General features: G+C 32.6%; 26 protein-coding genes and 1 pseudogene. 5 read left to right on the top strand and 22 right to left on the bottom strand.

The genetic code is table 11. From position 1 onward, the window contains the following. The 21 genes from ACP7AV_RS13850 to ACP7AV_RS13750 all read right to left on the bottom strand — a co-directional run bounded on the left by ACP7AV_RS13850 (nt 1) and on the right by ACP7AV_RS13750 (nt 22,071). Nucleotides 1-1,305 carry a hypothetical protein gene (locus tag ACP7AV_RS13850; RefSeq protein ID WP_426092456.1) on the bottom strand — a complete coding sequence of 435 codons (1,305 nt, stop codon included), beginning with the start codon at nt 1,303-1,305 and terminating at the stop codon, nt 1-3. Then, the gene (locus ACP7AV_RS13845) at nt 1,302-2,552 is read right to left on the bottom strand and encodes a glycosyltransferase family 4 protein (RefSeq protein ID WP_426092455.1); all 1,251 of its coding nucleotides are present in this window, start codon (nt 2,550-2,552) and stop codon (nt 1,302-1,304) included. The genes ACP7AV_RS13850 and ACP7AV_RS13845 overlap by 4 nt, the downstream gene beginning before the upstream one ends. Further along, the gene (locus ACP7AV_RS13840; RefSeq protein ID WP_426092454.1) at nt 2,549-3,568 is read right to left on the bottom strand and encodes a glycosyltransferase family 4 protein; all 1,020 of its coding nucleotides are present in this window, start codon (nt 3,566-3,568) and stop codon (nt 2,549-2,551) included. The genes ACP7AV_RS13845 and ACP7AV_RS13840 overlap by 4 nt, the downstream gene beginning before the upstream one ends. A gap of 2 nt (nt 3,569-3,570) precedes the next feature. Beyond that, on the bottom strand, nt 3,571-4,659 hold the full coding sequence (locus ACP7AV_RS13835; protein WP_426092453.1) for a hypothetical protein: 1,089 nt from the start codon (nt 4,657-4,659) through the stop codon (nt 3,571-3,573). 12 nt (nt 4,660-4,671) lie between these two features. Next, nucleotides 4,672-5,070 carry an acyltransferase gene (locus tag ACP7AV_RS13830; RefSeq protein WP_426092452.1) on the bottom strand — a complete coding sequence of 133 codons (399 nt, stop codon included), beginning with the start codon at nt 5,068-5,070 and terminating at the stop codon, nt 4,672-4,674. 149 nt (nt 5,071-5,219) lie between these two features. Beyond that, entirely contained in the window at nt 5,220-6,185 is a 966-nt protein-coding gene (locus ACP7AV_RS13825) for a glycosyltransferase family A protein (protein ID WP_426092451.1), read from the bottom strand. An 83-nt stretch (nt 6,186-6,268) separates the two neighbouring features. Continuing rightward, nucleotides 6,269-7,558 (bottom strand): lipopolysaccharide biosynthesis protein, encoded by a 1,290-nt coding sequence (locus tag ACP7AV_RS13820; protein WP_426092450.1) that lies wholly within the window; start codon nt 7,556-7,558, stop codon nt 6,269-6,271. 228 nt (nt 7,559-7,786) lie between these two features. Further along, complete coding sequence (locus ACP7AV_RS13815) at nt 7,787-8,947, bottom strand: hypothetical protein (protein WP_426092449.1); 1,161 nt, start codon at nt 8,945-8,947, stop codon at nt 7,787-7,789. Nucleotides 8,948-9,212: 265 nt separating this feature from the next. Further along, nucleotides 9,213-10,241 (bottom strand): GDP-mannose 4,6-dehydratase, encoded by a 1,029-nt coding sequence (locus tag ACP7AV_RS13810; RefSeq protein WP_426092448.1) that lies wholly within the window; start codon nt 10,239-10,241, stop codon nt 9,213-9,215. Next, on the bottom strand, nt 10,238-11,119 hold the full coding sequence (locus ACP7AV_RS13805; protein WP_426092447.1) for an NAD-dependent epimerase/dehydratase family protein: 882 nt from the start codon (nt 11,117-11,119) through the stop codon (nt 10,238-10,240). The genes ACP7AV_RS13810 and ACP7AV_RS13805 overlap by 4 nt, the downstream gene beginning before the upstream one ends. A gap of 4 nt (nt 11,120-11,123) precedes the next feature. After that, nucleotides 11,124-12,449 (bottom strand): lipopolysaccharide biosynthesis protein RfbH, encoded by a 1,326-nt coding sequence (rfbH, locus tag ACP7AV_RS13800; protein WP_426092446.1) that lies wholly within the window; start codon nt 12,447-12,449, stop codon nt 11,124-11,126. Further along, a complete protein-coding gene (rfbG, locus tag ACP7AV_RS13795; RefSeq protein ID WP_426092445.1) occupies nt 12,449-13,537 on the bottom strand; it encodes a CDP-glucose 4,6-dehydratase in 1,089 nt (362 codons plus the stop codon). The genes rfbH and rfbG overlap by 1 nt, the downstream gene beginning before the upstream one ends. After that, entirely contained in the window at nt 13,516-14,292 is a 777-nt protein-coding gene (gene rfbF / locus ACP7AV_RS13790) for a glucose-1-phosphate cytidylyltransferase (protein ID WP_426092444.1), read from the bottom strand. Before rfbF ends, rfbG begins: the two co-directional genes overlap by 22 nt. Nucleotides 14,293-14,315: 23 nt before the next feature. Continuing rightward, a complete protein-coding gene (locus tag ACP7AV_RS13785) occupies nt 14,316-15,302 on the bottom strand; it encodes an FAD-binding oxidoreductase (protein ID WP_426092443.1) in 987 nt (328 codons plus the stop codon). 30 nt (nt 15,303-15,332) lie between these two features. Continuing rightward, nucleotides 15,333-16,745, bottom strand: coding sequence for a nucleotide sugar dehydrogenase (locus tag ACP7AV_RS13780; RefSeq protein WP_426092442.1), 1,413 nt, complete (start codon nt 16,743-16,745; stop codon nt 15,333-15,335). A gap of 753 nt (nt 16,746-17,498) precedes the next feature. Further along, nucleotides 17,499-18,623 (bottom strand): GDP-mannose 4,6-dehydratase, encoded by a 1,125-nt coding sequence (gene gmd / locus ACP7AV_RS13775; protein WP_426092441.1) that lies wholly within the window; start codon nt 18,621-18,623, stop codon nt 17,499-17,501. A gap of 140 nt (nt 18,624-18,763) precedes the next feature. Continuing rightward, nucleotides 18,764-19,714 carry a GDP-L-fucose synthase family protein gene (locus ACP7AV_RS13770; RefSeq protein ID WP_426092473.1) on the bottom strand — a complete coding sequence of 317 codons (951 nt, stop codon included), beginning with the start codon at nt 19,712-19,714 and terminating at the stop codon, nt 18,764-18,766. Between the two features lie 162 nt (nt 19,715-19,876). Further along, nucleotides 19,877-20,251 carry a hypothetical protein gene (locus ACP7AV_RS13765; RefSeq protein WP_426092440.1) on the bottom strand — a complete coding sequence of 125 codons (375 nt, stop codon included), beginning with the start codon at nt 20,249-20,251 and terminating at the stop codon, nt 19,877-19,879. 30 nt (nt 20,252-20,281) lie between these two features. After that, nucleotides 20,282-20,623 carry a phosphomannose isomerase type II C-terminal cupin domain gene (locus tag ACP7AV_RS13760; protein WP_426092439.1) on the bottom strand — a complete coding sequence of 114 codons (342 nt, stop codon included), beginning with the start codon at nt 20,621-20,623 and terminating at the stop codon, nt 20,282-20,284. A gap of 19 nt (nt 20,624-20,642) precedes the next feature. Continuing rightward, nucleotides 20,643-21,647, bottom strand: a complete 1,005-nt coding sequence (locus tag ACP7AV_RS13755; protein ID WP_426092438.1) for a mannose-1-phosphate guanylyltransferase — start codon at nt 21,645-21,647, stop codon at nt 20,643-20,645. After that, complete coding sequence (locus tag ACP7AV_RS13750) at nt 21,637-22,071, bottom strand: adenylyltransferase/cytidyltransferase family protein (RefSeq protein ID WP_426092437.1); 435 nt, start codon at nt 22,069-22,071, stop codon at nt 21,637-21,639. The genes ACP7AV_RS13755 and ACP7AV_RS13750 overlap by 11 nt, the downstream gene beginning before the upstream one ends. 1,107 nt (nt 22,072-23,178) lie before the next feature. Here ACP7AV_RS13750 and ACP7AV_RS13745 point away from each other — a divergent pair. Further along, nucleotides 23,179-23,655 carry a UpxY family transcription antiterminator gene (locus ACP7AV_RS13745; protein ID WP_426092436.1) on the top strand — a complete coding sequence of 159 codons (477 nt, stop codon included), beginning with the start codon at nt 23,179-23,181 and terminating at the stop codon, nt 23,653-23,655. A 304-nt stretch (nt 23,656-23,959) separates the two neighbouring features. On the opposite strand, the gene ACP7AV_RS13740 is transcribed toward ACP7AV_RS13745, so the two are convergent. Then, nucleotides 23,960-24,310, bottom strand: coding sequence for a helix-turn-helix domain-containing protein (locus tag ACP7AV_RS13740; RefSeq protein WP_426092435.1), 351 nt, complete (start codon nt 24,308-24,310; stop codon nt 23,960-23,962). A gap of 213 nt (nt 24,311-24,523) precedes the next feature. Between ACP7AV_RS13740 and ACP7AV_RS13735 the strand changes: the two genes are divergently transcribed. From ACP7AV_RS13735 to ACP7AV_RS13720, 4 genes and pseudogenes are all read left to right on the top strand, one after another. Then, nucleotides 24,524-24,706, top strand: coding sequence for a hypothetical protein (locus ACP7AV_RS13735; RefSeq protein WP_426092434.1), 183 nt, complete (start codon nt 24,524-24,526; stop codon nt 24,704-24,706). A 163-nt stretch (nt 24,707-24,869) separates the two neighbouring features. After that, complete coding sequence (locus ACP7AV_RS13730; protein ID WP_426092433.1) at nt 24,870-25,304, top strand: IS3 family transposase; 435 nt, start codon at nt 24,870-24,872, stop codon at nt 25,302-25,304. 8 nt (nt 25,305-25,312) lie between these two features. Continuing rightward, nucleotides 25,313-25,699 carry a transposase gene (locus ACP7AV_RS13725; RefSeq protein ID WP_426092432.1) on the top strand — a complete coding sequence of 129 codons (387 nt, stop codon included), beginning with the start codon at nt 25,313-25,315 and terminating at the stop codon, nt 25,697-25,699. 100 nt (nt 25,700-25,799) lie between these two features. After that, a pseudogene (locus tag ACP7AV_RS13720) lies at nt 25,800-25,937 on the top strand (IS1595-like element ISNia2 family transposase); the annotation flags it as partial. Nucleotides 25,938-25,989 lie beyond the last annotated feature (52 nt).

The following is a 25,989-nucleotide window of genomic DNA, read 5'->3' as shown; positions in this document are numbered from 1 at the left end:
TTAACTTTTCACTAAAGGAATTTCCTCTTTTTTAAAACAGGCTACCACTAAACCAGCCATGAGCACTCCATAGCCTAAAACAGTAGGTTGTGCCCATTGGCCTTGTATCAAGGCAATGCAGGCAGCACCGCATAGAATAAAAGGAAGTAGTTTTTCATCTTGTGGTAATCTCCAGGATTTTACAGCAAAATGGATGGCTAGGAAGATACGCAAGGCAATAAGGCCACCTCCAAAAATCAGCCCCTGCTCCCCTCCCAAACGACCAAATTCTCCCTCTGAAATCAAGAAAGAACCTGACTTACTGGTTAAGAGCTTAGCACCAGCGTTCGTGCCCATTCCTAAATTCCCTGCTAGTAGGGGTTGATTTAATAAATCAACTATTGGTCCTACGAAACTGTCCAGTGCTCTTAAAAAAATAGATTCTTTTAACCCGCCATCTTGATTCGCAGCATCTACCCGACTCATAAATACTTCCGTACTTAATTTAAAGATTGCAGTATAATTTTGCAAGACTAGGATTAAAAGATAAAGGACAACTCCTGTAATAAATAACTTAATTAGGGTTTTACCATTAGTCCCTGAAGCTATAATGGCAAATAATCCTACCACTAAAACACCTACGACGGCTCCCCTGCTAATAGTGAGTGGTAAACCGATAACCAAGGCTATCGTGCTGGAATAAAGTAGAATTTTAGAGCAGGAATCTTTGGACAACCAAAAGTAAAAGACAAAAACAGATACTGCTGTATAAAAAATAGTTAAACCAGAGGTAAACGAAAAGGTTCCCGGTGGTCGGTTGTAACCCATGGCACCTGAAAAACCAGCACTGCCCTCACCTCCAATACCAACATTAATAAATGCAGTTTGGGGACTGCTAAATTGAAAAAAAACAATGATAGTCATCAGAATATTCAAACCAAGTAGTACACGGCCTATTTTAAGGACATCCTCTTTCACAAAAACTTCCCCAATAATAAAGAGTAGCGGAAAATGCAATAGCATAATTCTAGCACCATACATGCCCACAAATAGGTTAGCATGCCCAAACATAACAGTGAAAATAAAACAAAAAACGGTACTTAACCAGGCATACAAAACATACGGATTCGTAAATTTTACTTTCAATTGAAAAGCTTGATAGAGAATGTAAATCGCTACGGGATCCCGCACGACCAATAAAGGAGTAGCCAAACTTGGTAAAATCCACTTTCGTAATGCCCCCTCAAAAATCCACAAGATAAAATACATCCAAATGGCTATTTTTATGCGGCGATCTGTAGTTTCCGTTAAAGCGTTTATTGTCATTTTCTACTTATATTCGTATTTACCAGCTGTACTGCCCGCACAAGTTCATCGCCATAGGCTGTCCAAGGTCGCATCTTTGCTTTGCTTTGAGCTGCTTGACCAAATTGTTTCAACAATTCTGGTTTTTCTAATATTTCTACTATCACCTTTTTTATTGCTGCTGAAGACCCCGCTTCAACCAGCCAGCCGTCTATACTAGCACTAATTAGATCAGGCCCTGCGGTGCGTTCGGTAGTAATTACCGGTGTTCCCTGTGACATAGCCTCTGTAATCACCAAACCAAAACCTTCAAACAGAGAAGGGAATACCAAAACATCATGACTTTGCATGCATTCCAATATTTCATTATGAGGCAGCGAGGGAATCCAAGTATGTTTTCTTAAGGCTTCATTTAACGCACTGCAATCATCAACTGCTTTTCTTCCTATTACAGTAAGAGATACTTGCTCTTCCAATCCTTCTATGGATTTAAACAAATAAGAAAGTCCTTTGCGTTGCGACAATCCACCAATAAACAAAACTTTAAGTTTTCTGTCAACTAACGGAAGATATGTTTTATCGAAGATCACATCAGGAAATCCATAAGGAATGACTTTTATTTCGGGAAGTTTCCCCGAATAGTCTTGTAGGGTTTTTTTTGTAAAACTAGAGGCGACAAAAATCACATCTGCCAAAGCCAATTCTTTATCTTTTCGAGCCAATTTCTCGGACGAATCCTTAAAACCAGTCAAAGTAGAGGCCCAAGCCAGATTGCAATCGAGTTCAGCCTGCAATAATAGACGTGCACTTTTCCAATAGCCAATCGGCAAGTCATAAACACATAAAATCCCGAGTTCCTTGGCTGCTCTAAAAGTAGCTAAAGCACCATCCTCATAAGCATATACTGCTTCTAAACCTTTTGCTTTTTTTAAATTTTTTGCCACCCAAATATCCTGCTCTTGGTACACCTGATCAATACAAAAAATACCTTTTTCATGAGCGATAAGCCCATTCATTTTTAATTTTGAAGCAAGGAGGCGCCCCAATTCATAAAAAGCACGGGATTTCGTAAAAGGTTGCCAAAGTGCATTTAATTGTCTTCTTCTAAAATCCTTAAACAACTCGATTTTACTGAGCAGATATAGAAATTGACCCGGATAAACAGCAACGGTAGTATACAATTGATGCAAACTTTTTTGCCTCAAAAATCCATTGACTACGGCTTTGGCATTCGCATTGAGAGTAGGATGTGAAAGAAGTGTTTTCATAATTTCAAGGCTTTTAAAATCACATCAAAATAACGTTGCGATACTTCCTTTTGGGTGTGTAAATTTAAATGTGAATTAGCTAATTGTATAAGCCTTGTTTGATCTGCATTATTCTTTAATAGCTTCTTTGTTGTTTGAACTAATGATAAAAGAGAATTACGCTTAAATAGTACCCCAGCTTTACCTATCGCATCGGGTAAGCCTCCTCCATCTGAAACAATAGGGATGCAACCGCAGGCCAAACCTTCAAGAGCTACTAGACCAAAGGGTTCTTCCCAGCGGGAAGGAACTAATAAAAAACGATGAATATTTAATTCCCTCACAATAGCTATTCCCTTTAAGAAACCAAGAAAACGAACCTGAGGGTTTAAATTATAGTTTTTTGTTAACTCCTTAAGATCTTCCATTTCAGGACCATCACCAATAATCGTTAAAGAATATTCTTTTCCATCATTTTTCTTCAACTCTTGTATCAATTCTATGCACATATCCGCACCTTTGTCTGATACTAAACGACCTAAAAAAACAAAATCCATCGTTTTAACTTCTTTTTTATCATAATATAATGCAGTGTCATAAGCATTTTCAATAACTAGGGCTTTTTCGAAAGTATAAGATCTAATCTTGTTACTACAGGCAATAACTGCATTATAATCAGATAGCAATGTTTTTTTTAATTTTTGCAGAAGTGTTATATTAGAACCAGGAACTACAATCCACGTATGTAGCGCTACTACTTTGGGTTTTCGAATTATAAAATTGACCCAGCTCATTCCAAAACAGGGATTATTTTCAAAAACTACATCACACCATTCAAGTAAACTGACAATCTTTTTTATTGATGGATCTCTGACAACATCGAAGGGTAATTGTAAATTTCCAATTTCTTTTGTACGGCATACTACGATAATCGAAACATCTGTACGCTCAATAAAGTTATTTACCAACTGCATGGAAACGGTTTCAATTCCCCCAATATTAGGGTAAAAAGAATGACTAAAAAAAAGGATTTTCATAACTAATTATTAGAAATCGATTTCAAAAAAATAAAACACACAGTAGTCAAACGATTGTCCGCTATTTCTGAAAATTTATTTAAAGAGAGGGTTCCCTTTTGAAAGTGATTAATATCCTTAACTGAAATACTAATATCATCTCGATCAATCCAAAGTTTAGCTACATTGATGATGGGAAGATGATGTTCACGCATCGCAGCTACCACTCCACTTTTATCCGAAATTTTATAAGGAGTAGATGAAATTCCATAATTCGCATTCATAAATACTTCAGAAATTGTTACTTCACTCGAAGCCCCGAGCAACTCATATGAAATAGAATACTTCTCCAGTATTAAAGTCCAGATATTCAATAAGTCTCCATTTCGGCCAATAAAAATAAATTTGATTTCTTTATCCGTTCCCTGCATCTCTTTTTTTAGATCGATGATAAAATCTTCAAAAGGAGAATTGTCGTAAATGGTGGCAAAAACTACAAATACCAACTGTTTTAAATTTCTATTTTTAGTAGCAGTCACAGAAACATTTCCAAAAAGGGGTAAATAAATCGCATTAATATTAATTTTACTCAGGTAGTACTGATATATTTTGGATTGTGTATGTACAACTTTTGGTTCAATACTCTTTTTTATTTTTTGGATAAGTTGTTTTTGAACTAAACCAATTAATTTATTTTTAAAAAAACTACTCCTCTCGATACCTATCCACAACTCATGAAACATAATCTGCCATTGGTGCTTCCCTTTGAGATTTTTTAAAAAACTAGGCAACCAAAACGGTAAACCTTTTGGATGGAAACTGTAGGGTACAAATTGCAGTGAAATCCAATCGGGTGCTTCTTTCTTTAGAGTCCGTTGAGTCAAAACCAGTCGCTGTTTAGAAGAAGTACCCATAGGGATGCGTCTTACAATAACTGGAGTTTCTTCAATAATTTGGGTTTGACTCACAAAATTTACAGCCTGCTTGTCACACAATGATAGAATCTGTGCTTGATGTCCTTGGCGAATTAATTCTCCACACAATCTTCGAGTATAATCGCCTACTCCATCTTTACCCGGTTCTACGGATCCGCAGACAAAAAGAATTTTCATACGTATAACTTTTTATTGAAATAAGCATTTGTAAGTTGGATCATACTTTAAGTCCTTAACTCTTTCCTTAATAAACTTACAAGGAACTCCTGGAACAATTTGATAAGGCATTACATTTTTTGTGACTAAAGAACCAGCTGCAACTACCGCTCCTATTCCAATAGTTATATCAAGCATGATTATGGCACGTGTACCAACCCAAACATAGTCATCAATAATTACACCTCTAGTTCGCCCAGCAAAATCAGAAGTGTTCATATCGTGATCTGCGGTTAAAATGAATACATCTGATGAGATTGATATATTATTCCCAATTGATATACTGCCACGATTATCTAATCTACATCTAGAATTAACTACAGAATTATAACCAATTTTAATACCCTTTGAACAATCAACTGTAGTTTTCATTTAAATTGTACTATTATTCCCACTTTCAAACCCCATAATCATTATATAATACCATTATCTAAATCGATGACTAGGAATATTTGCAATAAAATGATTGCAGACGTACAACCTTAGCTCTGAGTAATATGATTTCATTATAATAAATTATACTAGTTTCTTTTAAAGATTTTACTTTTAAGATTCCATACTTGAAGTGCATTTATAACTCCTAAACATTTTGCAACTTTCAAAAAAGTTTGCCCACCGTGTGCATGTGGTTTAGAATAACCTATTCTGTTAATTTCAAGTAAACAGGATCTACTGAGATCAGAATAAGCTCCATAAAAACTACAATAATAAATACTTAATGCTTTCCATGCCAATTTTTTTCCGGTTTTTGGTTCAAAAAATATCAAAAAATGTTTAGCATAAGATATATACGAATTTAAAAAACCTTCACATGTTTTTTTATTTCTCTTTTTACTAATACTCAAAACATTGTCCCTTCGATAGTAAAAAATTGAGTTTTTAGTATATTTAATTCCTTTAGAATTCAATATCACTCTCATAAAATATTCCCCATCATTATTCGCAACTACATTTGCATCCCATCCTTCAATGGATCGTATAAGTTTAGCGGGTGTTAGCCATATTCCAGTAGTTAAATATTTACCAAACTGATTTAATAAGGTTTCAAAATAATCTTGAGGTGAGAAATCTTTTTGATATAATGAGTATTCAGGTTGCTTACTACTTATCCTATTAATAATTTGCCCCATTCGTGCACTATAAATATATTCATCACCATGTTCTTGAAAAAGCAAAACTTGTTCATAAAGCTTATCTTTATCTAAAGCATCATCAGCATCTAAGAATTGAATCAAATCACCTTGTGCTTTTTGAATACCATAGTTTCTTGCGCCACAAACACCTATATTGTTAATTTTATAATACTGTATTCTTTGGTCTTTAAATTGACTAACAACTTGTTCCGAAGAATCTGTACTACCATCATTTACAATGATGACCTCAATATTTGAATACGATTGATCTAGACAAGAACTTAATGTTTCAAAAATAAAATGCTCTGCGTTGTAAACCGGAATAATTATGGAAATTAATATATTTGAATTCATTTATGTTGGTTTTCTTTAAATAAAATATTAGTTAGTGTTTAAGCAAATTATTATTTTGGAGATTTTATATTTTCATAATGTATTTATTTTATTTTCATTATTTTATAACTAGAAAATAAAATTGCTTGCAATAAACCTATAATATTTATACCAATCGTTAAAAACAAAAATCCTTTTAAACTACTTAAGTCTAAAATACTAACAAAACTAACAATGGCTATTAGATTGACAACTATCAATAGAATAGGATTTATGACCCAGCCTCTACTACTGTGTAAAAAAAATGCTGTTCCTGCCAATACACTAATACAACTACCTATAATATTCAAAAGGAGCTCATAATCCAAGCCCTTATAACCATCACCAAGAACCCAGAGTATTTGTGTTGAGAATAAATACACAATAAATATTATTGTGCTTAATATAACAGCTAATATCCCCATTGTTATTAAAAAACGATGAAATAATAACCTTCTATCTTCCGCTAATTTTGCAAATCGAGGAACAATTAAAGTAGATATTAAGACATTAATAAGAACAAGAATCATACTTAATCTCCCTAAAGCACCTAATTGAGCCAAAGATGTAGTATTACCAAATACAGAAATTAACCAAATAGTAATTTGTGCCGATACGCAATAATAAATGGAACTTGGCATAACTCGCTTTACAACAGTTAAAATTTGCGCACGAACTTCTTTGTCATAAGATTGATATTTATCTGCTGAAGTGTATACTATTTTACGCAATTGAAAATTACCCCAAATACGTGGTATTCCTGCGGCTATAATAGCTATAAATGCCCAGGGAAACACAAATAATGTTAACGTGGTCAATAACAATCGGCCTATTCCAACAGCCACTTGGTTTTTTTGTAATGGCAGTATATTTTGATGTAGTTTAGGTACTATTTCAAGCAGAGAATCCGATAGTGCAGCAAAAAAAGCAGGAATTAAAGCCGCTACTATCAGTACGCTCGTTAACCAACTAGCTCCGTTGTTCAATAAAAGATAAATTAAAATAGGCACGGCAATTAGTAAACTAAATATCGCAAATTTTCGTCTTAAATCCATTCCAGTCGCAAGTACAGTACCTAGTTTTTTCTTATCCTGCCATACTTTTCCGCCTTGGGCCATGACTCCATGAGAGATACCCCCATTAGATAATACCGTCATAGTTCCCAGCATGGTATTAGCTAGCGTATAAAACGCATAATCATGTAAGGGTAATATCCTAATAACAAGAATACCACTAAGTAATCCCACACCTTGTACAATGATTTGGGCACTACCAGTAATACTAATCAGCTTCCCCCAATTCAATACTTTATTGTACTTCGAATGTTGTTTGATTGTAATTAATTTGTCTTTCAAAATGAAAATAAAAATGTTAAAAAATTAGAATACTGTTATAATTCATTTGACTTAGAATTCCTCAAACCTCTTTAATTAAAATTCACTACTAATACCAATAAAAACTAGAAAAAACATACAGCTTCCTTTACCGAAGTTTTATGTTTATCTAATAACTGCTAAAATTTAAAATATTTAACAAATACAATTAATTAAACTTAATTAATTGTTCTTGCAAATTGAATTCATCTAATTAGAAATCTCTGAATTGATTCTATCTAATACTTCCTTCATTTTATTAGTATATGCATTTACAGAAAATTCTTTTAAATATATTAAGTACGCTTTATCAACCCTATTTTGAATTTCCTTAGCGTCTAGTTGGGATATAAAATACATTTTAGCTGCCATCGACTCAGGTGTATTTAATGTATAGAAAATTTCATTTTCGCTAAAATATTCATGAGGAGCTACTGATTCACCAGTAAGTACTGGAGATTTCATTGCAACTCCATCAATTAATTTATTAACTAAAACTTTTTTTGCCTTCTCACTATCACCAAAATTACCTAAAACTAGATCACAATTATTTTGAAGAAAATTACCAAGTTTTCCGTTCTTAAAAGTACTCGTATTATCTATGGAAATGACTGAAGATAGATTTAAACTAGAAATCAAATCCAAATATTCCTTATTTTTTCCATCACTACTCCCAAATAAATATAAATGAAAATTTAATTCATACTCCTTATTAAGAATATTACAAGCACTAATAATTTTTTCTAATCCATGTAAAGGGATATAACCACCCCACCAACAAATATTAAAAACTCTTTCTTCAAAATTTTTAGAATAATAACTATTAGGTGTTTTTATTGATTCTTCAATACATAAAGGGACAATTAAATGTTTATTGATATTGTAAGGAATATTTAAAATGTCTAAATAATATTTACGTTCTGTACTATTTAAAAACAATACGTAATCAGCATTGCTAATGCAATTTACATCATAGCTAAGTAACTTTTTGGCTTGCTTTGAAAAACGATCAACTTCATTTCTATCTAGAACCCATGTATCATAAAACGAAATATAAAAATCTGTGATAATTGTTTTTTTTAATATTTTAGCTATGTATAAATCAAATTGATAGTTATTACACATCGCTGGAAGCACAACAATATCTGAGATTAATATGTTATAGACCTTGTCTATATATTTTAAAGTTTCTTCGAACCCCCTCAAAATTTTTCTCAGTATTCCTTTAAAACCTTTTTTATTAAAAAAAATCTTAGTTTCAAGAGAATTATAAAATATATCTCTGTTTTGATCTAACAAAAATTTAATAAGATTTTGAGTTCTACTAGTCCCCTTTACAATTCCTATTATATAAATATTTTGATTATCCATTTGTACTACATAGTTTAAGTATTTTAATTAAAGTTTCGGGTATTAATTTAAGCAATTGTCCTCGCTTTAAAAATAATTATAATAATTCGTTGATCTAATGTTATATACTACTACTATCCTTAACAATCTTACCACGAGGAACTTTTTAAATTCTTTTTATTAAAAATACGTCTCAGCAAACATTTATTAAAAAATGTCTATAAATCATCATACTTGCTGAATTTTGATACAAGTACTAAACTCTTTACAAATACCAAAAAACAGACTAAATTGCATAAATTGTCTCAGCCCATTCAATACTATCTTCTATTCCCTTTTCAGTAGTTGTTTTAGGAGACCAGTTCAATAATTTTTTTGCCTTGTCATTATTTGCGATGAAAACTAATTGGTCACTTTCCCTAAATGGAAGTTGTTTATATGCCATTTTAATTTTTAGCAATTCTTCTAATAATTTAAATAACTCCAATAGCGAGAGGCTATTACTAATACCTCCACCTATATTAAATGAGTTCCCTTTTGCAATTTCAATATTTTCAACTGCTTTAAAATATAGTCTTACTACATCTGAAGCATGCAATACATCTCGAACCTGTTTTCCGTTTCCAGAAATTGTAAATTGATCTTTTGAATTTCCATTTTTAATTTCTAAAGCTTTTTGGATAAACCATCCTACCCAACCCTGATCTATTGTTGCATGTTGATTTCCACCATACATTGATGAATGTCTAAATACAACTGTTTTAATGCCGTAAATTCTATTAAAATCTAATAAATATTGATCTGCGGTTCCTTTAGAACAACCATAAGGTGAATGAAAATTAAGTGGTGCGAATTCATCAAATCCATTTGGATATTCTTTACAAGTATAACGTGTCTCATTTTCTTCAAAAGTTAAATCTTCAAAATCCCCATAAACTTTATTTGAAGAAGAATATAAGACCATGGTATTTGGCGAATACTTTCTAATTGAATCTAATAAATTAAAAGTACCCATAGCATTAATTTCAAAGTCCAACCGGGGGTTACTGATGGAAGTTGTCATGGCAACCTGACCAGCTAAATGAAAAACAACATCAGGTTTTTCGTCTTTAATTACCGTTTCCATATCGTTTAGATTACGAATATCATGTGGGTAATATTTAAAATCTCCAATATTTTTAAGCCATTCTAAATTTTTAGCACTTCCAAAACGAAACAAATTATCAAAAACCACCAATTCTTCTCCTCGTTTTAATACTTCGGCGGCTAAATTACTTCCAATAAAACCACAACCACCTGTTATTAAATATTTCATTTTAATGTTTTTAATAAATTAATAATTCCTTTGTTAAATGTTATTTTCGGATACCATCCTAAATCTAATAATTTAGAATTATCTAATTCTGGTATCATTATATCACCTTGTCGATAACTTATCGCTCCAAACTTTAGTCTAGCAATTATGACTTTAGATGTTGTTTTTTCTAAATTATTTGCAATTGTCAAGACAAACTCCTTAACTTCTGTGAATAAATTTGTACCCACATCGAATTGGTTCCACTTTGGTAAAGTAAGTTTTTTTTGTATGACAATATTATAAACATCAACCACATCATCGATGTAAATAAAATCTCTTTTTTGAATACCTGAAGTTAAATTAATATCATTTGTTCCATTAATCATTTCACCTATTAACCAAGGAAGAAACTTCTTTTTGTCATCCCTAGGTCCATACATGTGCTCAATCTTAAAATTAATTACTTGTATTTGATTTGAATATTTATAAAGCCAATCTGACAATTGTGCCTTTGACAAACTATAATTATTAAGATTTCTTGGTAGTAGCGAATCCGTATTTATGAATGTCTTTACATTATTTTTTATTGCTTCATCTAATAAATTCAAACCAAATATCAAATTTGCATTAACGACATCAATTAAACTTTCACTAGCTCTTTCATAATTACATACCGTATTTATAACAATTTCAATTTTTTCGTTCTCGAAAATTTTTTTAAAACCATCGATATCTGTATCATAAATTTTTACTTTATCAAATAAATGGTTTATCCGCCAAGAATCAGATGAAGTTCTTTTTAATATGATTACTTTAAAATCTTGTTTAATAAAAGATTCCAAAAGATGACTTCCTAAAAAGCCTGTAGCACCAGTTAACAATATAGTCTTTTGCATAAAACTAAAAATTTAATCCGAAAAACTCTTCCATCTTCTCCACTACAAAATCAAGATGATCATTAGTTAAAGCCGGTTGAACCCCAATCCAGAAAGTATCGTTCATTGTTTTATCAGTATGAGTTAACTCACCAACTATACGATATTCTACATCTGCAAAATAGGGCTGCTTACTTACATTACCTGCAAACAACAAACGAGAACCAATTTTATGGCCATCTAAAAATCGCAACAAGTCAACACGGTTCGATCCACAGCCATCTTTTAAAGTAATTGGGAATCCAAACCAAGATGGATTACTGTTTTCTGTAGCTTCAGGCAAATTAATAAATTCATTCAAGGACTGTAATTTTTCTTTTAAATAGCTAAAATTTTCACGCCGTCTGGCAATAAAAAAATCTAATTTATCTAATTGAGCCAAGCCACAAGCTGCTTGCATGTCAGTAATTTTCAAATTGTAGCCCAAGTGAGAATAAACATATTTATGGTCATAACCATAAGGCAAATCACCATGTTTTTGCTCAAAGCGACAGCCACAGGTATTATCACAGCCGGGCGCACAATAACAGTCTCTTCCCCAGTCTCTAAAAGATTCAGCAATAGATTTTAATTCTAATGAGTTCATGAATACAGCACCACCCTCACCCATAGTCATGTGGTGAGCAGGATAAAAACTAAGAGTCCCTATGTCTCCAAAAGTACCTACTTTTTGTCCATTATATTCCGCTCCAAGGGCATCACAAGTATCTTCTATCAACCATAAATTATATTTTTTACAAAGCTCCGTTACTTTGTTCAAATTAAAAGGGTTTCCTAAGGCATGCGCCAGCATAATCGCTTTCGTTTTTGGTGTAATAGCCGCCTCGATCAAGTCGGCATTTACATTATGTGTCCGTATGTCAACATCTACAAAAACAGGAATAGCTCCAAATTGTACGATGGGATTAACCGTTGTAGGAAAACCAGCTGCCACTCCAATAACTTCATCTCCTTTTTTAATGGCACGATTACCCAATCTAGGTGATGTCAAAGTACTAAAAGCAACCAAATTGGCAGAAGAACCAGAGTTTACGGATAAACAGTGCTTAACCCCTAAAAATTCAGCTAATTTTTTTTCAAATTCTGCATTAAAGCGTCCTGTCGTTAGCCATGCATCAAGCGAGGCTGCCACCATATTTTGCATCTCCTCCTCGCCTAATAATTTTCCAGAAGGCGGAACAACGGTTTCGCCAGGAACAAACGGAGTTGGAGCATAGTTTATAGCTGCAAATTTTGAAACTAAACCTGCAATCTCATTTCTTAAATTTTCTAATTGTTCTTTCTTATCCATTATAATTTATTAGCGTATAATTTTATTTCTTGTAAACATTGTTTTTTCATGTCTGCATTATTAATCCAGGCTTTGTGCCAATCAACAATCGATTTTAGGGTGAATTCTAAATTCCATTGAGGCATCCATTTCAATTCTTGGGCTGCTTTGGAACAATCTAATTTCAAAAAACCCGCTTCATGAGGGTTGCTATTGGTATCTAATTGCCAAGATGCTCCTTCACCCCATGTTTTTATCATGGTATTTAAAATCCATTCTACTGATTGACAATCTTCGTCTTTGGGGCCAAAATTCCATCCTTCTGCAAATTGATCTCCATTGTTATATAATTCTTGAGCTAAAACCAAATAACCGGATAAAGGTTCTAAAACATGTTGCCAAGGTCTTGTAGAAAGCGGATTTCTAACTATTACAGGATTTGATTTTTCAAAAGCCTTCAAAATGTCGGGAATCAAGCGATCATCTGACCAATCTCCTCCTCCGATAACATTACCAGCACGAACTGAAGCCAATGCAGGAGAATTTATATCATTAAAAAAAGATTTTCTGTAAGAAGCGATTAACAATTCACAACAGCCTTTGCTACTGCTATATGGATCGTGGCCTCCCATAGGTTCATTTTCACGATACCCCCAAGTCCATTCCTTATTTTCATAACATTTATCAGTAGTAATAGCAACAATCGATTTCAGTTTTTTACATTGACGAGCAGCTTCAAGTACGTGAATGGTACCCATCACATTAGTAGCATAGGTATCTACAGGTGAGGCATACGACAAACGGACTAAGGGCTGCGCCGCCATGTGTATCAATATATCAGGATCAAAAGAAGTCATACTTTTAGTTACTAATTCTAAATTCCTAATATCTCCAATTTCAGAATCCATTCCCTCAAAAACTCTGGCCTCTTCAAATAAACTAGTACTCGTATATGGAGCTAAGGAATACCCTTTTACAATTGCACCCATCTCATGCAACCATAGTGACAACCAACTTCCTTTGAAACCGGTATGACCCGTTAAGTAGACCCGTTTGTTTTTCCAAAATTCTACACAAACCTGACCTTTTAGTCCTCCCATAATTTCCATGGTGCTGTGTTAGTTTCCAATAATTCTTCTAAAAGATTTTTATCTCTTAAAGTATCCATAGGCTGCCAAAAACCTTCATGTTTGAATGCCATCAATTGATTGTCTTTTGCTAGGCCTTTTAACGGTTCTTGTTCCCAAATTGTCGAATCGTCTTTAATTCTACTGATCACTTTTGGTGATAGCACAAAAAAACCACCATTAATTAAAGCACCGTCACCTCTGGGTTTTTCTTGAAATTGACGTACTTCATTTTCTACTATTTCTAATGCTCCAAATCGTCCTGGTGGGAAAGTAGCTGTTAGCGTCGCTTCTTTTCCATGCGACTTGTGAAATTTTAACAAGGCATCAATATCTACATCTGCAACGCCATCACCATAAGTAAAACAAAAATCTTCATCTTCGTTTAAATACGATGCTATTCTTTTAAGCCTTCCACCTGTCATCGAATTATCACCCGTATCTACAAGAGTAATCGTCCATGGTTCAGCTCTTTCTTTGTGAACCACCATCTTATTATCTTTCATATTAAAAGTAATATCAGATTGGTGTAAAAAATAGTTTTCAAAATATTCTTTAATAACATAACCCTTGTAACCGCAGCAAATGATAAAATCATTAATTCCATAATAGGAATAGGTCTTCATAATATGCCATAAAATGGGTTTACCACCAATTTCCACCATCGGTTTAGGCTTGGATACGGTTTCTTCACTTAGGCGAGTACCAAGACCCCCAGCTAAAATAACTGCTTTCATGTTTATAATTTTTTAATGATTGTTTAATTAGAACTGACAAAGGCATCCGAATAAAATTGATGCTCGGGTAGCCCCTTTTCCGCTAAAAGTTTAAAAGCAGAGTTAATCATGTCATTACAACCACAAGCATATACTTGTGCGTCTGACAAATCTATTTCGTGTTCTTGTAAAACATTTTGTACATACCCTTTTGCTCCTTTCCAATTAGGGTTTGTGCGGGATAGAACTGGGATGAAATGCAATTTTATATTTTGGTATTTTGGAGCCCAAAATAATTCCTCTTCATACCTAGCTCCCCATAGAACCCATATGTTTTTATTGGATACTAACTCAGGATTACCGTCAAAGTGGTCTAAAATTGACTTAACAGGAGCGATTCCTGTACCTGTTGCTAAAAAAACTATATTCTTTGATTTCTTATGTCTATAAAAAAAAGTACCTAATGCTCCTTCTAATCTTAAAACATCATTTATTTTGGCACTTTCAAATAAATAGTTACTCATTACACCGCCTTTGTAATTCTTTATAAAAAACTCCAGCTTGTGATCATTTCTTCTAGCAGCAGCTAAAGAATAACTTCTTTTAATAGATCCCATAATAATGTTAACATACTGACCTGATAGAAAATCAATATAAGAATTAGGAGGAGTTCTTAAAACTAGTTTGACAACATCCTTACTTACAAACTCTAAAACATCGATTTTTGAAGGAATAGTTTTAGGATGACTTAAATCCACATTATCTATATCTTCAATATTTAATATTACATGGGATAACGGTTTTGTGTTACACGTTAAAATATATCCTTCTTGTTTATCTGAACTACTTAAAACAAGATCCTCTCCTATTTCTATAGTTTTTCCTTCAACAACCTTAGCCAAGCAACTTTTACAACGTGCAGATAAACAACTGTGTTCTAATATTAAACCTGCGATTTTCGCAGCTTCAAAGATGGTCTGATCTTCAGAACAAATAAATGATTTGCTGTTTTTTAATTGAATTTTAAACAATATATATCGTGCTTATTATTATTATTATTATTACCCCTTCCCAATACCCTTAACTTGAAAACCTATAGCTGTTAATTTAATCACATCTAAAATATTACGACCATCAAATACAAAAGCAGGTTTGTACATTTTTTCGTAAATAGTTTCCCAATCATAGGTCTTGAATTCATCCCATTCCGTCAATAACGCAATAGCATGGGCTAGATCAACAGCCTCCATCGGAGTTTTGTAAACAAAAATTTGTTTCAATTTGAAGATAATTCGTTGTTCGGTAACACCGTTTAATTCCCACAAATAACGCATATCCCCTTTAATTTTAGCTTCTGATACTTTTGGATCATATACATGAACTTCTGCACCATCTTCAATCAGATGATCAGCCACATAGATAGCGGCAGACTCTCGGGTGTCATTGGTGTCTTTTTTAAAGGCCCAACCCAAAAAAGCAATTTTTTTTCCGCTTACGGTATTAAAAAGAGAAGTAATGATGTTTTTAGCAAACCGGTGTTTTTGATAATCATTCAAAATAATAACTTGTTCCCAATAAGCAGCTACTTCTGGTAAATTAAAATAGCGACACAAATACACTAAATTTAAAATATCTTTCTGGAAACAAGATCCTCCAAAACCCACAGAGGCTTTCAGGAACTTAGGTCCTATCCTGCTATCCGTTCCAATGGCATTCGCCACTTCATCGACGTCGGCTTCGGTCGCTTCACACAATGCCGATAAAGCATTGATTGATGAAATTCGTTGGGCAAGAAAAGCATTCGCGGTTAATTTCGATAATTCGGACGACCAAACATTCGTAGTTAATATTTGTTTTGGGCTTAACCAATGCGCATAAATATCCACCAAGGCTTGTGTCGCTTTTCGACCACTTTCTGTTTGTTTTCCACCAATCAAAACTCGGTCAGCATTGAATAAATCCTCAATAGCAGTTCCTTCAGCCAAAAATTCAGGATTGCTCAACACTTCAAAATGAACGTCGTTTCCGGTACTGTCCAAAATAGTCTGCAACGTTTCGGCAGTTCGTACGGGCAAGGTTGATTTTTCAACAATAATTTTATCGGTTGTAGCCACACGAGCAATTTGTCGGGCACATAATTCTACAAATTTGAGATCCGCTGCCATGCCTTTTCCTTCACCGTATGTTTTAGTGGGCGTGTTAACAGCAATAAAAATCATATCGGCAGCATCAATAGCAGCATCGACATCAGTACTAAAAAAAAGATTACGACCACGAGCTTCCGCAACCACTTCCGCGAGTCTAGGCTCGTACACAGGCAAATTTTCTAAATCTTCACTATTCCAAGCTGCAATCCGTGCATCATTTAAATCGACTACCGTCACTCTAATTTCAGGACATTTCAAGGCAATAACCGACATGGTTGGACCACCAACGTAACCGGCACCTAGACAACAAATATTTTTAACTTTCATTTTTGTGATTTTTATACATGAAAACGCTGATAAACAGCGAAATACAATACTAATAAAATAGAATTAGATATATGCTTATTAAATTTCTCTTAACATTTAACTCTCTTAGAGGATTAACTTTTTAATCCTTCCAAACCGATTAAGTTCACCTAACCAACCAATACTAACAAAGCGATGACTAAAACCAACACGTATATAAATATTAAAAATTTTAGATAAACTTTACTGTATTATGATTTATTGACACACACAAATAAATAAGCTCAAAAGATTTGGAAAATCTAATTTTTATTTTTAACCATGTAACTTTAGAGTCATTAGAGTTTGCTGCTACTGTGTCAAATGAGGAATTACGATCGTGTTCATTTCCTGCCTGTCAGGCGGTATTCAATACCTTTAATACAAATTTTTTCTAAATTTGATACAATTAAAGTAATTTCGGTCGTATTAATAAAATGTGGATAACTAATTACTTACCAATCCCCAAAAATCGCCACAATAAAAATACGACCTCAATTACAATGGTTTAGAAATTTATCTTTGACTATTATTTAATGTTTTAAATTTCAACGCATATTCCAATAATGCTAAAGTCTTGGCTGCTTGTTTATAATATCTTTATTCAATATCCAGTCAAGGACTATCCTCTCATGTAATATTGCTAGATAAACTAATTAATCTTTTCCTAATCGATTAAACAGTTAACCAATTACCTTGCCGGTAAGAATTAACCTTCTCTTAAGCAACAAAATCTTACTCAAAATAATTCAAAGTAATATACCCACCCTCTTTCAAATACTGGTCTTTCTTCACCAAATGCAAATCACTTTCCATCATATCTTCGACCAATACTGCTAAATCATATTGACATTCCCATCCTAGTTTAGTTTTGGCTTTCGTTGGATCACCAATAAGCAAATCGACTTCAGTAGGTCTAAAATAAGCCGGATCTACCGCCAATACTTCTTTTCCAATTTCCAATTGGTAGTCTGGATTAGTGCAAGACGCAACAAATCCTCGTTCCTTAATTCCTTCCCCTCTAAATTCTAATTCAATCCCAACTTCTGCAAAACTCATGCTAACAAAGTCACGTACTGCTGTTGTTTTTCCTGTAGCAATTACCCAATCCTCTGCTACGTCTGCTTGCAAAATCATCCACATCATGCGGACGTAATCCTTGGCATGACCCCAATCACGTTTGGCATCCAAATTCCCCAAGTATAACTTATCTTGCAATCCCAGGGCAATCCTGGATGTGGCTCTGGTAATTTTTCGAGTAACAAAAGTTTCGCCACGTATCGGTGATTCATGATTGAACAAAATCCCATTACAGGCATACAAGCCATAAGCCTCTCTATAATTAACCGTAATCCAAAACGCATACATCTTTGCTACAGCATAAGGAGATCTTGGGTAAAAAGGCGTTGTTTCGGATTGCGGTACTTCCTGAACTTTACCATATAATTCAGAGGTTGAAGCCTGGTAAATACGCGTCTTTTTCTCCAATCCTAACAAACGAACAGCATCTAAAATACGGAGCGTTCCTAATCCATCCGCATTTCCGGTATATTCCGGTGTTTCAAAAGAAACCGCTACATGACTCATGGCAGCCAAATTGTAAATTTCATCTGGTTGAATTTCCTGAATCAATCGGGTTAAATTCGTACTATCGGTCATATCGCCATAGTGCAAAATGAAATTCCGATTTTCCACATGAGGATCCTGATACAAATGATCAATCCGATCCGTATTAAATAAAGAGGAACGTCTTTTTAAACCGTGTACGATGTAACCCTTTTTCAATAAAAATTCACTAAGATAAGCGCCGTCTTGTCCGGTAACTCCGGTAATAAAAGCTGTTTTTGGTGTTGGATTCATAAGTTTGTTCTAAGGCACAAAAATGCGTCTACGCTAAAGCGCAATGGGATTAAAATAGTAAAGTTGTATAGTAGCCTAAAGTAAAAATGCCTTAAGCGAATGTAGATTTTTTTGAAATCAGAATTTTTAAAAAAAACTATTTATAGCTTAATTTCTTTAATAATATCAGTATGATCCAAAAACCAATCATAAGTCAATTGTATTCCTGTTTCTAAGTCAACCTTATGTTTCCAACCCAAATTATGCATTTTAGAAACATCCATTAATTTTCTTGGAGTACCATCGGGTTTAGTATCGTCCCATATAATATCGCCTTCATGACCGATAATTCTTTGAATCGTTAAGGCTAATTCTCGAATAGTTAAATCGATTCCGCTACCTACATTATATAAGGAGTCTGGTAATTTATTCTCTAAGGCAAAAACAACAGCTGCTGCCATATCATCTACAAATAAAAATTCGCGCAAAGGAGTACCGCTTCCCCATAATGTTACAACTGCATGATTATTTAATTTGGCTTCATGAAATTTGCGAATCATAGCTGGCAAAACATGCGAACTGTTCAAATCAAAATTATCGTGAGTACCGTATAAATTAGTAGGCATCAAACTCACAAAATCCTTATCGTATTCGTTCCGTAGAGCTTCACAAGCTTTTATACCCGTGATTTTGGCTAGAGCATACCATTCGTTAGTCGGTTCCAAAGGTCCTGCCAATAAATACTCTTCCTTCAGAGGTTGCGGGGCTAATTTGGGAAAAATACAAGAACTTCCTAAAAAGATAAATTTATCCACCCCCAAACGGTGGGCGGCATCAATAAGGTTATTTTGAATTTGCAGGTTTTCCATCAGGAATGCATACGGAAAATTATTATTCGCTAAAATCCCGCCTACTTTGGCTGCAGCATCAATAATAACATCGGGTTTTATTTTTCGGATGAAATCGCGAACAACAGATTGCTTTCTTAAATCAACCTCTTTCCTTGAAGACCCTATTAGATTCGTATAACCTAGTTCCGTCAAAGTTCTCCAAATAGCAGAACCTACCATTCCCTTGTGTCCGGCAATATAAATTGTACTGTTTTTATTAATCATCTTTTAAAATAGTTAGCCTTTTGTGAATTTTCTTTTTTAAATAAATTTTGAACAAAAAAAGTTTTTTCTTTTTAAATACAATGAACTTAAATTAATAATAATAATAATAATAATAATAATAATAATAATAATGTAGTTTGTTGACGAAAATCCAACCGTTTAACGATAACGTTTTTTAAGTATACAAAACTCTTCTTCTTTCAAAATAGAGCTAGAAATCATTAATTCTTTAAAATTAAACAAAGAAATGAATCCAAATCCTTTTACTAGAGCTAACTTTTTATAATCAATTGATTTCAATAAAGAGATATCCATAGCTGCCAAATCATCCCAATTAAGTTCTATTTTGTAATACAGCTGATAGTAAATTTTTAGCGCATTAAAAGTTTTTTCATTAACATCATTTTGAATATTAATATTAATGTTGTCTGCTAAAACATTTTCTTTTAACTCATGCATTAACTGCAATTTATAAGCCGCTATAAGTTTTAAAGCTTCATCGAATTGTAATGAATTTATTTTTTTTTCAATCATTAATGAATTAAAATTAAAAATTAATATAATCTAAACTCTTTGATAATCATCTTCAACACGAACAATATCATCTTCACCAAAATAACTGCCATGTTGCACCTCAATAAAAATAAGAGGTTCATTGAAAGCATTTTCTATTCGGTGTTTAACACCTTGCGGAATTATGGCTGTATCACCCACTTTATAGTCTTTAACAATTCCATCTAATGTGATGCGACCAACTCCAGAAACTATAGTCCAAGCTTCAGATCGATGATGGTGATATTGATAAGACAAACGTTCATCCGGATCCACTAAAATTCTTTTTACTTTATGTGTAGTAGCATCGTCTAATACCCAATATTGACCCCAAGGCCTTATGTCATGTTCCATTTTTTAAATTTTTAAAATCCTACAGCAAAGGAGAATTAATTGACTTTAAATGTTTATATAGTTGTTTAATATCTTGTGATTTTTCTTTTTGCAAAACTAAAAGTGCGTCGGGAGTGTGAACTAATAAACAATTTTTGATTCCTACAAAAAAAGTAGAAATATCAGAACCTATTGTAATGTTGCCATTCGCATCAATCGGATGTCCTTCTTGAACCAAATAATCGTAAACCGATTCATATGATCCTAAATCTGACCAATTAAAATATGATGGCACCACTTTAATTTTTTTGCTTTGCTCCATAACAGCATAATCTACACTTATGGAAGGAATTTGAAGCGACAATTCGTAATTTAAAACCCCTACAATATTAGAATCCCATGCTAATTTAGCAGTGCGATATACTTCCGGTTCATGCTTTTCTAGTTCAGCTAAGTATAGTCCCGATTTAAAGCAAAAAAGACCACTGTTCCAATAGTAATTTCCTTTTTCTAAAAATTCTGAAGCTTTTTCTAAATTTGGTTTTTCATGAAATGCTAACACGTTTTCGCCTTTAAATTCAATATACCCATATCCCGATTCAGGCTTAGAGGGCTTGATACCAAATGTGACAATATAATTGTTTTTGGCAAAAGCTACTGCCTGAGTTAAAGCACCAACATATAAATCCTCTAAATCTATAATATGATCAGAAGGTGTTATGATTAAAATGTCCTCAGGGTTAGCATCGAATGCTGCAAATGCAATCGCCGCAGCAGTATTTCGTGGAGTCGCCTCGGTAATAAAAGAGTGAGGTATACTAAATTTCTTCATGACCTCGCAACTGAGATTATAATTTTCAATATTACCAACAACTACTATTTTATCGGCGATATTAGCATTTCTTTCAATCGTCATTTCAAACAACGATTTTTTCTTAAACAATTCTAGATATTGTTTTGGTTGAAATTTTCGAGAAAGCGGCCATAATCTGCTGCCTATTCCACCACTTAAAACAACATTTATAATATTATTTTCAATTTCCATTATTTTTTTTTAAAAGTTCTTTTTCATATATATTTAGTCGAAGGCTACTACTCGAAAAACGATGTGACCTTGTATTAAAATATAATTCAATACCCTTCTCTTTACAAAAATCTCTTCCTGTAAAATCTTTTTCCATATACTCATCCCCTACAATACGCAAATCAATTTGAAAAGATTGTAAAATATCCACAAGATCTTGTTCAGTCGTATAAGGCACTATTTCATCCACAAACTTACAGCCCTTCAATTGTATGTAGCGTTCCACCACGGACTGGGTAGGTTTATTTTTGGTAGGTCGATCTATTGAGGGATCGGTTTGTAAACCAACAATTAAATAGTTACAATGAAGCTTAGCTTCTTCAAGCATTTTAATATGCCCGGCGTGTAATAAATCAAAAGCACTAAAAGTTATTCCAATTTTCATTATTATTCTGAGTTAAGATTTATTATGCTAAAAGTTAAACATCGTATCGTCAATCAAAAAATCGACATTATAATCAACAATAAAATTTTAAGTTATTTAAAATTAAGCAAGGGTACCCCGTGAATAGTTACATTATAACTGTTCAAAAAAAATAAATAAAACTGTTAATTAAATTTACTGTCACAAAGAGTACAGCTTAACAATATTGCATCTGCTATCTAGTAGCATCTGCGAACACAAAATTACTGTAAGAACCCTGTCGGTGAAGTAAATTAATGTAACGATAAAGTCTAATTTAGGACTATTTACTCTTTATATGGATGTAAAATAATGACGAATAAATTATCTTTAACGTCTTAAAAAAACCACAATATTTAAAAAAATATTTATTATTTCAAAATATTACCCCCAAACAAATGAATTAAAAAAAAGGATTAGTAGTTAAGTAAATTATTAAATCATTGTTGTTTTTTGAAAATTAAAAAAGGAGCTAAATCGTTCTTTTTCAAATTAAAATTGGAATAAAAATCAACAATATATGTTGTCTCATTCCAAGCCACTTTATCGGATCGTCAATGACTGCAGTTGAAAAAAGAGTTTAAATATTAAGTTTGTTACAGTTAATTTAAATAAAGGATGAATCGCCGCTTAAAAAGATTACAATGTAGATAATATCACAATTAATAATCTAAACTTTAACGCAATTGTTGCCGAAGAAAGAGAGAATAATCTATTGTCAGCAGTTGTACAGATGGCAAGTTATTGTGCACAAACTATCTTTTATTCGCGTTACATCCTTACGAAAACCGGTTGGTAAAGAAAAGCGATGGTTAATAATTTGAAGTACATCAAATTATGTCTGTGGCAAATTGTCAAAATAACCATAGAAGGTAAGAATTTAGTGAAAAAATATACAATTCCGATACAAACTGCTTAGGATACAATCAATATTCTTGATTTCTCTGAAATGGATACTATTAAAATTTCATCAAACCCAGTTATTTCGTAAAAACAAAGGCATTTTAAAACTGAATTAAAATATACAGGGTTTGGTCTCCAACAAATAGGATTCCAAAAAGAAAATACCTGTTAAAAAATAAAAAAATTATGAATTGGTACGTAGTATACACAAAACCCAAATGGGAAAAAAAAGCAGCAGAGCAGTTAACTAAATTTGGCGTTAATTGCTATTGTCCGACAATTAATAGAGTACACCAGTGGTCGGACAGAAAAAAAAAGGTAGAAGTTCCATTGTTTAACCGCTATATATTTGTGCAATTAGGTGATAAAGAAAAAAATCATATTTTTCATTCTCCCGGGGTAATAAATTTTTTGTATTGGCTTGGCAAACATGCTATCGTAAAAGAGAAAGAAATTAACACAATAAAAGAGTGGCTTAAAGGTGATAATGCTTCAAATATCTCAGTATTGGAATATCAAATTGGAAATAAAATAAAATTAAACTCAGGACCTTTTTCTGAGCAACATGCAGTAGTAAAAGACATTACCCAAACACACTATATTTTAATTTTAGAATCTTTGGGATGTATTTTAAAAATGAAACATTCTATCGTCATTAAATAACAGTTGCGGAAAAACTCGTTTTTTCCATATTAAAATTGGCATAATTTCCCATTTTATTCCTGAAACGATTGCAATTAATTGCATTTTGCTTTATCAAAAAAAGTAACGCTTTTAGACAGTATTTGTACTATATGAAAGTTAAAACTGCAGCGCGGAATTAAAAATTGAGAGTAAGAGAAATTACGTGTTTTTATCAATGAATTGTATAATTTCTAATAGTATTGAAAAAAGATAGCTTGAAAATAATATCAAGAACCGTTTCCTTTTTTTAATGAGTTTAACATCAAAAAAAAGCGAAAAGGAATTAAAAACTATTAAATTTATAACCTGAGTCATCAAAATTTAAATTTTCCTTAAAACCGTCATTATTCAATTTCATCACCCTTACTTCTTTATTTATAAAATTATCAGAATATAATGTTTTATTTTTTTCTTTAGTAAAAAATAAAGAAACATCAAAAAACAATAAATCTGATAAAGTGATATCAAAAATTTTAGCAATTCTAACGATTTTAGAGATTGTTAAATCAATTTCGCCTCTTTCAATTTTGCCGTAGCCGCTGGTACTCATTTCCATTTCACCAGCAACAAAGTCTCTGGTAAGATTTTTCATTTCCCTTATTGTTCTAATATTTTTAGCGATAATTTTATTCATGTTCAAAGATCTAATTTAAACGGATTACATAATTTAAAAACCATAACCTAATTTACTATTGTTTGTAAATAAATAAAATTTGAACAAGTAAAGCACAAATTATACGCAATGCTTAAAAAAATGTAGCATAAAATGAAAATTAATTTTAAAAAGAATGGCCATGATAACTTTACCCTCACAAAAAGTTAATAGTAAAAACTTTAATTTTAATTTATGAAAAAGATGCGAAAAATTTACGGACGCGTTTTTAAAGAGAAAGCGGTTCAATTGAGTTATGAAAGGCATAACATTTCGGAATTAGCTAGAGAACTGGTATTAATGCTTCACAATTTTATAAGTGTAGAAAAGAATATGAAGAGTTTGGGCAAGGAAGTTTTTCTGGTAACTGCAATGTAAAGCAAACAGCAGAACAGGAGCGAATTGCAGAGCTTGAAAGAAAACTCAAAGATGCGGAAGTAGAAAGAGATATATTAAAAAAAGCAATAGGGATCTTTTCCAAAAACGGTCAATGATTTATACTTTTATCAGAAACAATGAAAAGATATTTCCGATTCAAAAGATGTGCAAAGTATTACAAGTCGGTCAAAGAAATTATTATCAATGGAAAAGTGGGGCTATTTCGCATAGAAAACATAGAGCTGAGCTGGTTAAAGAAAAAATAACTTCCATTTATTTTGATTTAAAACAAAGATATGGGAGTCCCAGAATGACGGCAGAGTTGGCTTCTTTGGGTAATAATACATCAAGAGTTAGCGTTGCCAAATATATGAATCAACTCAGTTTACGAAGCAAATTAAGCAAGAAATTCAAGGTTACCACCAACACAAAGCATAAGTATTTAATTGTACCAAATATTTTGAATAGAGAATTTTTAGTTACAGAACCGTCAAAAGTTTGGGTGTCGGACATTACATATATTAAAGTAAAAGAAGGATTTATATATTTAACAACCTTTTTAGACCTCTATGACAGAAAATTATTGGCTGGAGTTTGAGTAATGGAATGAGCATAGAGGAAACTTCGTTGGCTGCCTGGAGAATGGCTATTAAAAACAGATGTGTTGAAAAAGGATTACTATTTTATTCTGACCGAGGAGTTCAATATGCTAGTAAAAAGTTCACCAATGTAATTGATTCCTATAAAATGACTACAGAAAGCATAAGTGGAAAAGGGAATTGTTGGGACAATGCAGTAGCTGAGAGCTTTTTTAAGACTTTGAAAACACAACAAATTTATGGAAATAAACTTATATCAAAAGAACAGATGGAACGAGATAAATTTAAATTTATTGAAATTTGGTACAATAGAAAAAGAAGGCATTCAGCACTAGATTACAAGACTATTGAAGAATTCTGGAAACAGAAAAATAATTCTAAAAATGTTGCTTAACTAATACTGCAAGTTTTATTTGCATATCCAAAATTTGACAATCAAATTAATTACAAAAATCTAGCTTAACTTAATGTGCACTTTTTATTTGCATATCCAGATTTATAATAATTATATAAACCAGCAATTTATACAGAATTATCTGGATGAGTTCTGCTAGAAATTTAATCGACGGAATTTTAGAGACAATCTATCGGATAGACTGATAATTGCTGCTTTAAAAACAACTTGGTATTAGTTACGGATTGTCATGTAAATTTATTTTTAAAAGACCAATATAAAATCAAAAA

The organism is Flavobacterium sp. DSR3-2 (assembly GCF_049896525.1).
In the GTDB taxonomy this organism is placed as follows: domain Bacteria; phylum Bacteroidota; class Bacteroidia; order Flavobacteriales; family Flavobacteriaceae; genus Flavobacterium.
This window is presented reverse-complemented; position numbering and strand designations above follow the sequence as displayed.